We start from the raw sequence: 13,433 nt of genomic DNA on the forward strand, positions 1-13,433 counted from the left end.
CTCTCGCTTACTCGGCAGCTTGGCTGAAGCCGCCAGCCGCGAGCGCCGAGCATTCGGCCATGACGGCGGAAGCGCGCGCAATTGGGTTCGTCAGGTAGAAGTCCTTGACCGGGGAAACGAACGCAGCGCCGCCGCCCAGGTTGGAAGCCTTAGCTGCCAGCGCGACGAGATCGTCGGCGGAAGCAGGCGTGATGGTGTCGATGGCCAGCATGTGCGGGTAGTCTGCATAGAGCTTGGCGCGAAGCTGCTGCAAGCTATCGAACGGCAGGCGCTTGCCAAGGCTGTCCGACAGAGCGCGCAGGATTGCCCAGTCTTCCTTCGCTTCGCCCGGTGCGAAACCGGCGCGGCTGCCAAGCTGTACGCGACCTTCGGTGTTGAGCCAGGTGCCCGACTTTTCCGTATAGGCTGCGCCCGGCAGGATCACGTCGGCTGCATGCGCACCGGCATCGCCGTGCGTGCCGATGTAAACAACGAAGCTCGGGCCCTTACGGGTCATGTCGAGTTCGTCTGCACCGAGCAGGAACACGACATCCACATTGCCCAGCATGTCGCCAGCTGCCTTGCCGCCCTCACCCGGCACAAAGCCGAGGTCCAGAGCGCCAACACGTGAAGCGGCAGTGTGCAGAACGGAGAAGCCGTTCCACTCATCCTTGATCGCGCCAACGTCCTGAGCAAGCTTGGCGGCCGTCGCCAGAACCCCACGACCGTTTTCGCCGGTGAGCGCGCCCTGACCGATGATGATCAGCGGACGTTCAGCCTTGGCCAACACATCGCGGAAAGCGTTGTTGCCAGCAGCGACGGATGCCAGCGTGTCGGCACCTGCGCCTAGATATTCGTAATTGTAACGCAGTTCAGCCTGTTCGCCGATCAGAGCGACCGGGAAATGGCCCATGCGCTGACGCTTGCGAATACGTGCGTTCAGAACGGCGGCTTCAACGCGTGGATTGGAACCGATGATGAGCAGAGCATCAGCGTTTTCAATGCCTTCGATGGTCGCGTTGAAGAGATAGCTTGCACGACCGAGAGCCGGATCAACAGCTGCGCCATCCTGACGGCTGTCGATATTGGCAGAGCCGAGCGAAGCCATCAGGCCCTTCAGCGCATAGATTTCCTCGACCGAAGCCAGATCGCCTGCAACAGCGCCGATCTTATCAGCCGACGTTGCCGAAACCTTGGCTGCAATGGCAGCGAAAGCTTCCGGCCAGCTTGCGGCGACCAGACGGCCATCCTTGCGGACATAAGGGCGGTCGAGGCGCTGGGTGCGCAGGCCGTCCCAGATGAAGCGGGTCTTGTCGGAAATCCACTCTTCGTTCACCGCTTCGTTGACGCGCGGCATGATGCGCATCACTTCGCGGCCACGCGTATCGACGCGGATGTTCGAACCGACCGCGTCCATCACATCGATGGTTTCAGTCTTGTTCAATTCCCACGGACGCGCCTGAAACGCGTAAGGACGCGAGGTCAGAGCGCCAACCGGGCACAGGTCGATCACGTTGCCCTGCAATTCCGAGGTCATGGCGCGTTCGAGATAGGTGGTGATCTCGGCGTCTTCACCACGGCCGATGAGGCCGAGTTCGGAAATGCCAGCCACTTCCGTCGTGAAACGGACGCAGCGCGTGCAGTGAATGCAGCGCGTCATCACCGTCTTGACGAGCGGGCCGATATATTTGTTTTCGACCGCGCGCTTGTTTTCGCGATAGCGCGAACCGTCGGTGCCGAAAGCCATTGCTTGATCCTGCAGATCGCACTCGCCGCCCTGATCGCAGATCGGGCAATCCAGCGGGTGGTTGATCAGCAGGAATTCCATCACGCCTTCGCGGGCCTTCTTGACCATCGGCGTGTTGGTGAAGATTTCAGGCGCTTCGCCGTTCGGGCCGGGACGCAGATCGCGCACGCCCATGGCGCAGGATGCCGCCGGCTTCGGCGGTCCGCCCTTTACTTCAACCAGACACATACGGCAGTTTCCAGCGATGGAAAGCCGTTCGTGGAAACAGAACCGCGGCACTTCAGCGCCCGCGGCTTCGGCAGCCTGAAGGAGCGTATAGTGATCGGGTACTTCGATCTCTGTGCCGTCAACCTTGATCTTTGCCATCGTTTATCCAAACCTGCGGCTTAAGCCGCATTTTCCAGATCTCAAACTCTTGCGCCCGCCCTTGTATTGGCATGGCCTTTTCCGAAAACCGCCAGGCACTTTTCGGGGCCATGCCCTGTCGGGCAGGCTCACACAAACCGTTCAGCCTTATTCCGCTGCTTCCAGACGGATATTGCGGCTCTGCACGGCGTTGCGTGTATAATCATCAATGCGCTTTTCAATCTCCGGACGGAAATTGCGGATCAGACCCTGAATCGGCCATGCAGCCGCGTCGCCAAGCGCGCAGATCGTGTGACCTTCAATCTGCTTGGTCACGTCGAACAGCATGTCGATTTCGCGCTTCTGCGCATTGCCCTTGACCATGCGTTCCATCACGCGCCACATCCAGCCGGTGCCTTCGCGGCACGGCGTGCACTGGCCGCAGCTTTCATGCTTGAAGAACGCCGACAGACGGGCAATCGCCTTGATGATGTCGGTGGACTTGTCCATGACGATCAGGCCGCCGGTGCCGAACGACGATTTCTTGTCGCGCATGCCGTCGAAATCCATGATGGCGTCCATCATGTCTTCGCCTTTGATGACCGGGCAGGATGCGCCACCGGGAATAACCGCCAACAGATTGTCCCAGCCGCCGCGAATGCCGCCAGCGTGCTTTTCGATCAGTTCGCGGAACGAAATGCCAAGGCCCTCTTCCACGACGCAAGGCGTGTTCACATGACCAGAAATCTGGAACAGCTTGGTGCCGACATTGTTCGGACGACCGATGGACGAGAACCATGCACCGCCGCGACGCAGGATCGTCGGCGCAACCGCAATCGATTCCACGTTGTTCACGGTCGTCGGGCAGCCATAGAGACCCATATTGGCTGGGAATGGCGGCTTCAGGCGCGGCTGGCCCTTCTTGCCTTCAAGGCTTTCGAGCAGCGCGGTTTCTTCGCCGCAGATATAAGCGCCAGCGCCATGGGAGACAAAAATGTCCATATCCCAGCCGCACTTGTTGTCCTTGCCAAGCAGACCGGCTTCGTAGCATTCGTCGATTGCCGCCTGCAGGGCTTCACGCTCACGCATGAATTCGCCGCGAATATAGATATAGGCGGCATGTGCGCCCATGGCGCAACCGGCGATCACGCAGCCTTCGATCAGCGTATGCGGATCGTGGCGCAGAATCTCGCGGTCTTTACAGGTGCCCGGCTCGGATTCGTCGGCATTGACGACCAGATAATGCGGACGACCATCGCTCTGCTTGGGCATGAATGACCATTTGAGACCCGTCGGGAAGCCCGCGCCGCCACGGCCACGCAGTCCCGAGGCCTTCATCTCGTCTATGATCCAGTCACGGCCCTTTTCGATGAAACCCTTGGTGTTGTCCCAATGGCCGCGCGCCATGGCACCCTTGAGGGAGCGATCCTTGAAGCCGTAAATATTGGTGAAGATGCGATCTTTATCAGCCAGCATGTCTCACCTGTTTCCGTTCGTGTTTGCGAATATCGAAGTCATCATACCGGCTTCTTTCCGAATACCTTGATGTATTCCTCGACGCCGCCCTTGGCCAAAGCCTTGGCTTGCTTCACCCAGTCTTCACGCTCGATACGACCGTGGAAGCTGAGATAACCGTCAACCCATTCACGCTCGGCCTTCCTCCAGGCCGCAACCTGCTTGAAGGTGAAGATGCCAAGCTCATGCAGGGTTCCTTCAATCTTCGGACCAACACCGGAGATCAGCTTCAGATCGTCAACTACTTCCGGGCGCTCCATGGCAACCGGACGATTGGCATCGTCAAGCTTGAAGGACTGCTTCGTATCGACCGATGCGGCCTTCTCGGCAGTCTTCGGCACCTTGACGTCCGAAGGCGTCTTCAGGGCCGGATCGGTTTCGGGCGCATTGGTGACCGGCTTTGCAGCGTTCGACGGAGCGACGTTCTTCGCTTCTTCGGCGGCCTTGGCTTCGGCTTCCGCCTTGGCCTTTGCTTCCGCTTCGGCCTTCGCCTTGGCGGTCGCGGCATCCGATGCCTTGCGGGTTTCGAGACCGATCTTCTTGTAGTCCAGATCTTCGGTCAGCGACGTCAGACCGTCGACCGGATTGGACGTTTCACGGCCAATCTGCGGGCCCGGCTTGACGGTGTCGCCCTTTCCAGCTTCGAAAGCGTCGATGATTTCGGCAAGGCGTTCCGGCGTCAGGTCTTCATAGGCGTCCTTGAAGATCATGACCATCGGCGCATTGGCGCAGGCGCCCTGGCATTCGACTTCTTCCCACGACAGCGTACCGTCGGCATTAAGCTCGAACGGATCGTGGTTGATCTTGTGACGGCAGACATCCATCAGCGCTTCCGAGCCACGCAACATGCACGGGGTCGTACCGCAAACCTGAATGTGAGCGCGCGTGCCGACAGGCTTAAGCTGGAACTGCGTATAGAAAGTGGCTACTTCCAGAACACGGATCAGCGGCATGTCGAGCATGGCTGCCACATGTTCAATGGCAGCTTTCGTGACCCAGCCGTCCTGCTCCTGCGCACGCATGAGCAACGGAATGACAGCCGACTGCTGACGGCCATCGGGGAATTTTGCAATCGTCTTGTGCGCCCAGTCCTGATTTTCCGCGTTGAACGCGAAAGCGGCTGGCTGGACGGCATCATCTGCGAGACGGCGAACGGACATCAGCGGTCAACCTCACCAAACACGATATCGAGCGAGCCAAGAATTGCCGACACGTCAGCCAGCATATGGCCGCGGCACAGGAAATCCATGGCCTGAAGATGGGCAAAGCCCGGAGCGCGCAGCTTGCAGCGATAAGGTTTGTTGGAGCCGTCCGAAACGAGGAAGACGCCAAATTCGCCCTTCGGCGCTTCAACTGCTGCGTAAACTTCACCGGCAGGCACATGGTAGCCTTCCGTGTAAAGCTTGAAGTGGTGTATGAGCGCTTCCATCGAACGCTTCATCTCGCCGCGCTTCGGCGGCACGATCTTGTTGTCGGTATTGGAAACCGGGCCGACGCGTTCCTTCCCGAGCAGCAGGTCAACGCACTGGCGCATGATGCGCGCCGACTGGCGCATTTCTTCCATGCGGATCAGGTAGCGGTCGTAGCAGTCGCCGTTCTTGCCGATCGGAATGTCGAATTCCATCTCGTTGTAGCACTCATAAGGCTGCGACTTGCGCAGATCCCATGCAGCGCCCGAACCGCGCACCATGACGCCCGAGAAGCCCCATGCCCATGCATCTTCCAGCGACACCACGCCGATATCGACGTTACGCTGCTTGAAAATACGGTTCGGCGTGATGAGGTCATCAAGGTTGTTGAGCGTCTTGAAGAACGGATCGATCCATTTGCCGATGTCTTCAACGAGCTGATCCGGCAGGTCCTGATGGACGCCACCCGGACGGAAATAGGCAGCGTGCATACGCGCGCCACAGGCGCGTTCGTAGAACACCATCAGCTTTTCGCGCTCTTCGAAGCCCCAAAGCGGCGGCGTCAGTGCGCCAACGTCCATGGCCTGCGTGGTCACGTTCAGAAGGTGGTTCAGGATACGGCCGATTTCCGAATAGAGAACGCGGATCAGCTGACCGCGCTTCGGCACTTCGATGCCCATAAGGCGTTCAACGGCAAGCGCATAGGCATGTTCCTGGTTCATCGGCGCCACGTAGTCGAGGCGGTCGAGATAAGGCACAGCCTGAAGATAGGTTTTGGCTTCCATCAGCTTCTCGGTGCCGCGATGCAGCAGACCGATATGCGGATCGACGCGGTCGACGACTTCGCCGTCGAGTTCAAGCACCAGTCGCAGCACACCGTGCGCGGCGGGATGCTGCGGACCAAAGTTGATATTGAAATTGCGGACCTGAGTCTCAGCCATGTTCAGCTTCCCGTCGCTCAGTTCGTCTTTGCCTTCTCATCGCCCGGCAGGACGTATTCCGTCCCTTCCCATGGCGAGAGAAAATCGAAATTGCGGAATTCCTGACGCAGTTCGACAGGTTCGTAGATGACGCGCTTCAGCTCGTCGCTGTAACGCACTTCCACAAAGCCGGTCAGAGGGAAATCCTTGCGCAGCGGATGGCCCTCGAAACCATAGTCGGTCAGAAGGCGACGCAGATCCGGGTGGCCGGAGAACAACACGCCATACATGTCGTAGGTTTCGCGTTCATACCATTCGGCACCAACGAAAACCGAAACCGCCGATGGAACCAGCGTGTCTTCGTCTGCCTGAACCTTGACGCGGATGCGCTGGTTCTGACGCGGCGACATCAGCTGATAGACCACATCGAAGCGATTGGCGCGCTGCGGGTAGTCAACGCCAGAAATATCCGTCAGATTGACGAACTGGCATTGAACATCGTCACGCAGGAAGGTCAGAACGCTGATAAGGCTCGTCACCGGTACAGAAAGCGTCAGCTCGCCATAGGCCAGCTTCGCCTCTTCGATTGCATCGCCGAGGCGTTCCTTGATGTAGCCGGAAAGTTCACCGAGAGCTTCTTCGCTCATTTCCCTAACTTCCTTATTTAGAACTCACACTGCACTTGCCTTGGGAGACTTTTGGGAGAAATCCCACGCGGCGGTGTCAGTCGAACCCTAACAAAACCTGTATGGCGCAAACCGGTCCAGGGACCGGATTAACGCTCGATCGTACCCGTGCGGCGGATCTTCTTCTGCAGCATAAGAATGCCGTAAAGCAGCGCTTCCGCAGTGGGCGGGCAGCCCGGCACGTAGATATCAACCGGAACCACGCGGTCACAGCCACGAACCACCGAATAGGAATAGTGGTAGTAGCCGCCGCCATTGGCGCAGGAACCCATCGAGATCACATAGCGCGGCTCGGGCATCTGGTCGTAGACCTTGCGCAGAGCGGGCGCCATCTTGTTTGTCAGCGTCCCTGCAACGATCATCACATCGGACTGACGCGGAGACGCGCGCGGTGCGATACCAAACCGTTCGGCGTCGTAGCGCGGCATGGAAATGTGCATCATTTCCACAGCGCAGCAGGCGAGACCGAAGGTCATCCACATCAGCGAACCGGTACGCGCCCAAGTGATCAGAGCGTCAGCAGATGTGACGATGAAGCCCTTATCGGACAGTTCGCTGTTCAGATCGTTGAAGAAAGCATCGTCGGAACCGACAGGCTTGCCCGTGCGCGGGTCAAGAATGCCTTTCGGCTGCGGAGCCACGAGTGTGGTGTTGGCTGTGGTCAATCCCATTCCAGCGCTCCCTTCTTCCATTCATAGATGAAGCCGATGGTCAGGACGCCAAGGAACAGCATCATCGATGCAAAGCCGAACCAGCCGATGGAACCGAAGGACACAGCCCACGGAAACAGGAAGGCGACTTCAAGATCGAAGATGATGAAGAGAATCGACACGAGATAGAAACGGATGTCGAATTTCATACGGGCGTCATCGAAGGCATTGAAGCCGCACTCGTAAGCTGAAAGCTTTTCCGGGTCTGGCTGTCTATATGCGACGAGGAACGGCGCAACCAGAAGGGCTACACCGATTACCATTGCGATGCCGAGAAAGATGACAATCGGCAAATAGGAACTCAAAAGCTCGTTCATGATCCTTTATCCGGCTTGAATACGAGGCTGCGCCGCCTGTCATAAGCTTTTTGAAGCCCACGACCATGCGACACATTGCATCTATTGCATCCTCGTCGCCCCAAGCAGCTTCAAAAGGCATGCCGTGCGAACTAAGCGCTTTCGCGGGGACGGTTAGCGCAGCCCGCGTTGAAGCGCAACCCCTCCAGCGCCTTCAGGTGGGCATAGTCGGGTCGAGATGCTTAATAAGGCATGACCTCGGGCCCGAATAACCCGGCTGAACTCGTTCTGCCCCCGTCCTGGCACAGTAAGATCATAATTTTGTGAGGCACTGTCTCATGATGCCTTCCCGCTGACAACAGCAAAGAGAATCAACGGCATTATTAATAAAGTACGTTTGCGAACCATTTCGAACGCTTCGTCAGGCGGGAGAAATGCGAGCGCGCCCATGCGATCCATCCCGCTCCCCGCCTCCCGCGAATACACCCGCGCTCTGCTGCACGCAAATTTCTTTCGCGCAAGCCGCAATATGGAGAATGGAACCAGCTCCGCACTGTCTCAGCACGCCAAGCCATGCCTTCAGATCGGCAGAGCAGACTTTATCATAACGACATTGCTTGGAATCGGAACGAAGGGAGGTCACACATGCAAGATTTTCTGCTCGCTGGCGGCGACCTTCTCGTGATCGGCGTGATCGTTCTCTCGGTCGCCTATCTCTCCTGGAAGCAATTCTCCCGATAAAAGAGACTGGCTCGCACAAACCGGCAGACGAACAAATTCGTCTGAACAGTTTTGGCGATCATTTATGAGGAATGTTTGGGAAACGGCGTGGAGCGCCACTTTCAGTTCAACAGTGCATTTGATTGTGTTGAAGGAAAGTGGCGCGAGTGACGGGGCTCGAACCCGCGACCTCCGGCGTGACAGGCCGGCACTCTAACCAACTGAGCTACACCCGCGCATTTTTTAAAGCCCGTAGGCTTCGGTCACCACCGCCGTTTCCGTCGGTGTGAGCGGTCGTTTAAGGGGTTCGCGAACAAGTGTCAAGCGCATGTTTGGAGAAGAATTGCGATATTCTGCAATTCATTCACAAGCTTTGCAAAACACCCCGAAAACAGGCCGCTAGTGGTCTGATTCCAACATTTGCCTCCCTCGGTTCACGCGCTGAGCAAATGTTGGAATCAAAAAGACCACTAGCAACTATATGTATCTAGTGGATTTTTCGAATTTGACGTTTGAAACAGCGTATGTGTCAGCCGGGATTCAAACGTCAAATTCAATCCACTAGAATAGGCCCACGGCGCAGCAGCACACAAATGCTTGCACGACATGAAATACAAAAAAAGGGAAACAAATGAGGAGGCGTGGAGCGCCACTTTCAGTTCAACAGTGCATTTGATTGTGTTGAAGGAAAGTGGCGCGAGTGACGGGGCTCGAACCCGCGACCTCCGGCGTGACAGGCCGGCACTCTAACCAACTGAGCTACACCCGCGCATTTTTCTAAAGCCCGTAGGCTTCGGTCACCACCGGCGTTTCCGTCGGTGTGAGCGGTCGTTTAAGGGGTTCGCGAACAAGTGTCAAGCAAGTGCTGGGAAGAAAGCAAAAGAATTTTTGCCTTTCTGTGGAAAGGCTGGTTTTCCCGGCTTTTTCAAAGACATCCTGTTATCCACACCACGCTGACCGCCGCAACAATGACGGCGACCAGCGCGATGAATCACGTGCTGCTTCGGATATTCGCCCTCTCACCCGAACTTGTGATTCAAAATCCCGCATAGCGGGACATTACGAAGAATGTAACTGTGGTGTTACGCGACAATTCTCTCTATTCCATGTATCCATGCCTCCCCGATCCTTTTAGCCGCCAAGGCGCGCAGAAAACGGATCGGGATAATATGAAGATCGCGCCGCGATAGACTGACTTGCTGCAAGAGCAGATGGAAAGGAATTGAGATGAGCTGGACGCCCCATGGACAACACCTGATAGCTGGCGAGTGGGTTGCGGGGGAGACGACTTTTGCCTCGACACCGGCGACGGGTCCATCACATGAATTCGCAGTCGGTACGCCCGATCTGGTGGCGCGCGCCTGCGAAGCGGCAGAAGATGCTTTCTGGACTTATGGTTATACAAGCCGCGAAGAACGCGCCCTGTTCCTCGAAGCCATTGCCGACGAAATCGAAGCGCGCGCTGCCGCCATTACTGAAATCGGCACGCAGGAAACCGGCCTACCGGCGGGTCGCCTTGAGGGCGAGCGTGGACGCACCACCGGCCAGCTGCGCCTTTTCGCCAGCCATATTCGCAAGGCTGACTACCTCGACCGTCGCGTGGACGAAGCCCTGCCCGATCGCAAGCCCGCACCCCGTCCGGAAATCCGCCTGATGCAGCGCCCGATCGGCCCAGTTGCCGTTTTCGGCGCATCCAACTTTCCGCTCGCTTTCTCGACCGCTGGCGGCGACACCGCCGCAGCGCTTGCCGCAGGCTGCCCGGTTGTGGTTAAGGGCCACTCCGCCCATCCCGGCACCGGCGAAATCGTCGCTGACGCCATTCAGGCCGCCATCGCCAAGACCGGCGTGCCGAAGGGTGTGTTCAGCCTCATTCAGGGTGGCGACCGCAAGGTCGGCGAAGCGCTGGTCACCCACCCGCTGATCAAGGCAGTCGGTTTTACCGGTTCGCTTGGCGGTGGTCGTGCTTTGTTCAATCTGTGCGCCCAGCGCCCGGAACCGATTCCTTTCTTTGGCGAGCTCGGCTCAGTCAATCCGATGTTCATGCTGCCGGAAGCCATGAAGACCCGCGCGACGTCGCTCGGCGAAGGTTGGGCTGGCTCGCTGACCATGGGCGCCGGTCAGTTCTGCACCAATCCGGGCATTGCCGTGGTGATCGACGGTTCGGACGCGGATAATTTCGTGCAGTCCACGCGCAACGCTCTGGAAAAGGTCGCGCCGCAGGTCATGCTGACCGATGGCATTGCCAAGGCCTATCAGGACGGCAAGGCGCATTTCGACAGCCGTAACTCGGTCAAGCCGGTGCTGACAACCGAAAGCAAGGGCCGTGAGGCTTCGCCCAATCTCTATGAGACCACCGGCGACGCCTTCCTCGGCGATCATAGCATCGGCGAAGAAGTGTTCGGCCCGCTCGGCGTTGTCGTTCGCGTCAAGTCGGTCGATGACATGGTGCATCTGGCAAAAGGCTTTGAAGGCCAGCTGACGGCAACCTTGCATATGGACAAGGACGATGCCGCTGCAGCGCGCAAGCTTCTGCCCGTTCTGGAACGCAAGGCCGGACGCGTTCTGGCCAACGGTTTCCCAACCGGCGTGGAAGTGGTCGATTCGATGGTTCATGGTGGCCCCTACCCGGCCAGCACCAATTTCGGTGCCACCAGCGTCGGAACCATGTCCATCCGTCGCTTCCTGCGCCCCGTCAGCTATCAGAACATCCCAGCCGATGTGCTGCCTGCTGACCTTGCGTAAATAAACAGATGAGACGCAGATCAAAGTCTCAAAGAGCTTTGGTCTGCGTCTCATCATTAGAGCGTAAAAGGGCGCCGGTCTCAAAAGTCCAAGTCAGTTTCCATGGACGGATTCCTCAAGGCGCGCGCGCTCGCGCAAGCGAAAACTGCGGGGCGTTTCGCCTGTGAAATTTTGGAAGAAGCGCGAAAAATAGGCCGGGTCCGCAAAGCCGAGTGAATAGGCAATATGCTGGACTGACGAGGGCATGGCGATCAGATCGTGCTTGGCCACCTCGATCAGCTTATGCGCAATCATATGTTGTGTCGTCTCGCCGGTGAGCCGCCGCACCAGCCGGTTGAGATGGGTTGGCGACAGGCCGAGTTGATCGGCATAAAACGCCACCGGGCGATGCTCCCGAAAATGCCGTTCGATCAGTTCCAGAAATTTTTCCACGCGCACATCGCTATAGTCTGGGCGTCCGGTCTCATCAAGCGACCCACTCAATCCATGACGTGAAACCAGCACGATCATCGTTTTAAGCATCGACTCCAATATGCTGTTTTTATATGGCTTTCTGGAATAGAATTCGACCTGTATCCGATTGACGGTCAAGGCTGCCAGTTCACGATCCTCCAGCGCGGCATCTTCCATCGCCACAAGTCTCGGCTCATTCAGCCAAGCTCCGAACGGCCCACCGCGGCGGTCGCCGACAAAGGGCATTTGCGGGCGCAATATCGTGATGATGTGCCCATTGATATCGCGTGAGAACGAAAACCCATGGTTGAATCCGGGCGGCACAAGAATAGCGCATGGCGTGCGAAAACTGTGAATCACGCCGTTGAAACTGGCATTGCCTGCGCCATCCTGAATGTACAGGAATTGAAAGAAATTCTCGTGACGATGCAGCGATATTTCAAACTGATACAGGCTGGATCTGGAATAAAGCGTCTCACAATGTAGCCAGAAATCGGGCTTTTTATCGGTCCCTTCCCCATAGAGTTCATAGGTTGGAACATCGACGCGCATCATTCTCTCCTGCAGATTGTGTTCGATTTGTACAATTAATTGCAGCAAGAATCCATTGCCAGTTTGCAACGATTCCAAAAAATAAGGGGCATCGTTGCGTTGGGAGGAAATCATGCGCACTAAAGTCGCCATTATTGGTTCGGGTCCGTCCGGCTTGTTGCTCGGACAACTCTTGACGCGCGCCGGTATCGACAATGTCATTCTCGACCGCGCCAGCGAAAATTATATTCTGGGCCGCGTACGCGCCGGGGTGCTCGAAGAAGGCACCGTTCGCCTGATGGAAGAAGCCGGCGCCGCCGAGCGCCTGCACCGCGAAGGCCTGCCGCATGACGGCTTTTCGCTTGCTTTCGACGGTCGTGATCACCGCATCGATCTTCACGCCCTCACCGGCAAGCGCGTGACCGTCTATGGTCAGACGGAACTGACGCAAGACTTGATGGATGAGCGGCACAAATCCGGCACTGTCGGCATTTATGAAGCCGCGAATGTTACGCCGCATGATTTTGACGGCGCATCGCCTTACGTCACCTACGAAAAAGATGGCGTCACGCACCGGATCGATTGCGACTTCATCGCCGGTTGTGATGGCTATCACGGCATCAGCCGCAAATCGGTGCCCGAAAAGGCCATCACCAATTTCGAAAAGGTCTATCCTTTCGGATGGCTTGGCGTTCTGGCGGATATTCCGCCGGTCGATCACGAACTTATCTACGCCAATCACGAACGCGGTTTCGCGCTGTGCTCAATGCGGTCGGAAACCCGCAGCCGCTATTATCTGCAGTGCTCGCTGGACGAAAAGATCGAGGATTGGAGCGACGACCGCTTCTATGACGAATTGCGCCGTCGTCTGCCCGTGAACCATGCGGAAGCTCTGGTGACAGGCCCCTCTTTCGAAAAGTCGATAGCGCCGCTTCGCTCCTTCGTTGCCGAGCCGATGCGTTTCGGAAAACTGTTCCTCGTCGGCGATGCCGCCCATATCGTTCCGCCGACCGGCGCGAAGGGCCTCAATCTGGCGGCCAGCGATGTCCACTATCTTTTTGAGGGCTTGCGCGAGTTCTATCTCGAAAATTCTGCAGCGGGCGTGGATGCCTATTCGGCCAAAGCACTGGCGCGCATTTGGAAAGCGGAGCGCTTTTCCTGGTCGATGACGAAAATGCTGCATCGCTTTCCTGACATGGAAGCTTTCGATCAGAAGGTTCAGGAGGCGGAGCTTGACTATATCAGCCATTCTCACGCGGCATCGACCGCGCTGGCGGAAAACTATGTAGGATTGCCGTTCTAAACATAAGCAATCACACATACGGCGCGCTGCTTTGTACTTAAGTGGCGCGCCATCGTGCCTATCGGTGCGCGTCGGGC

General features: G+C 57.5%; 10 protein-coding genes and 2 tRNA genes. 2 read left to right on the forward strand and 10 right to left on the reverse strand.

Translation table 11 applies throughout. From position 1 onward, the window contains the following. Window positions 1–7: 7 nt before the first annotated feature. The 9 genes from nuoG to WIX40_RS09820 form a co-directional block, all read right to left on the reverse strand. Complete coding sequence (gene nuoG, locus WIX40_RS09780; RefSeq protein ID WP_124915638.1) at window positions 8–2,092, reverse strand: NADH-quinone oxidoreductase subunit NuoG; 2,085 nt, start codon at window positions 2,090–2,092, stop codon at window positions 8–10. Window positions 2,093–2,239: 147 nt separating this feature from the next. Beyond that, window positions 2,240–3,547 carry an NADH-quinone oxidoreductase subunit NuoF gene (gene nuoF, locus WIX40_RS09785; RefSeq protein ID WP_124915637.1) on the reverse strand — a complete coding sequence of 436 codons (1,308 nt, stop codon included), beginning with the start codon at window positions 3,545–3,547 and terminating at the stop codon, window positions 2,240–2,242. 41 nt (window positions 3,548–3,588) lie between these two features. Continuing rightward, complete coding sequence (locus WIX40_RS09790; protein WP_124915636.1) at window positions 3,589–4,746, reverse strand: NADH-quinone oxidoreductase subunit E; 1,158 nt, start codon at window positions 4,744–4,746, stop codon at window positions 3,589–3,591. Beyond that, complete coding sequence (locus WIX40_RS09795) at window positions 4,746–5,936, reverse strand: NADH-quinone oxidoreductase subunit D (RefSeq protein WP_124915635.1); 1,191 nt, start codon at window positions 5,934–5,936, stop codon at window positions 4,746–4,748. Before WIX40_RS09795 ends, WIX40_RS09790 begins: the two co-directional genes overlap by 1 nt. Window positions 5,937–5,953: 17 nt before the next feature. Continuing rightward, window positions 5,954–6,562 (reverse strand): NADH-quinone oxidoreductase subunit C, encoded by a 609-nt coding sequence (locus tag WIX40_RS09800; RefSeq protein WP_109368794.1) that lies wholly within the window; start codon window positions 6,560–6,562, stop codon window positions 5,954–5,956. Between the two features lie 128 nt (window positions 6,563–6,690). Further along, window positions 6,691–7,272, reverse strand: a complete 582-nt coding sequence (locus WIX40_RS09805; RefSeq protein WP_010661172.1) for a NuoB/complex I 20 kDa subunit family protein — start codon at window positions 7,270–7,272, stop codon at window positions 6,691–6,693. Next, window positions 7,263–7,628, reverse strand: coding sequence for an NADH-quinone oxidoreductase subunit A (locus tag WIX40_RS09810; protein ID WP_078338422.1), 366 nt, complete (start codon window positions 7,626–7,628; stop codon window positions 7,263–7,265). Before WIX40_RS09810 ends, WIX40_RS09805 begins: the two co-directional genes overlap by 10 nt. An 858-nt stretch (window positions 7,629–8,486) precedes the next feature. Further along, a tRNA-Asp gene (locus WIX40_RS09815) sits at window positions 8,487–8,563 on the reverse strand. Window positions 8,564–9,019: 456 nt separating this feature from the next. After that, window positions 9,020–9,096: transfer RNA gene (locus WIX40_RS09820), tRNA-Asp, on the reverse strand. A gap of 458 nt (window positions 9,097–9,554) precedes the next feature. Here WIX40_RS09820 and WIX40_RS09825 point away from each other — a divergent pair. Further along, window positions 9,555–11,069, forward strand: a complete 1,515-nt coding sequence (locus WIX40_RS09825; RefSeq protein ID WP_124915634.1) for an aldehyde dehydrogenase (NADP(+)) — start codon at window positions 9,555–9,557, stop codon at window positions 11,067–11,069. A gap of 93 nt (window positions 11,070–11,162) precedes the next feature. Here the strand turns inward: WIX40_RS09825 and WIX40_RS09830 are convergent, their stop codons facing one another. Further along, the gene (locus WIX40_RS09830; RefSeq protein WP_124915655.1) at window positions 11,163–12,074 is read right to left on the reverse strand and encodes a helix-turn-helix domain-containing protein; all 912 of its coding nucleotides are present in this window, start codon (window positions 12,072–12,074) and stop codon (window positions 11,163–11,165) included. A gap of 112 nt (window positions 12,075–12,186) precedes the next feature. Between WIX40_RS09830 and pobA the strand changes: the two genes are divergently transcribed. After that, on the forward strand, window positions 12,187–13,356 hold the full coding sequence (gene pobA, locus WIX40_RS09835) for a 4-hydroxybenzoate 3-monooxygenase (RefSeq protein ID WP_124915633.1): 1,170 nt from the start codon (window positions 12,187–12,189) through the stop codon (window positions 13,354–13,356). The last annotated feature ends 77 nt before the right edge of the window (window positions 13,357–13,433 follow it).

This window comes from Ochrobactrum teleogrylli, assembly GCF_037482325.1.
Lineage (GTDB): Bacteria > Pseudomonadota > Alphaproteobacteria > Rhizobiales > Rhizobiaceae > Brucella > Brucella teleogrylli.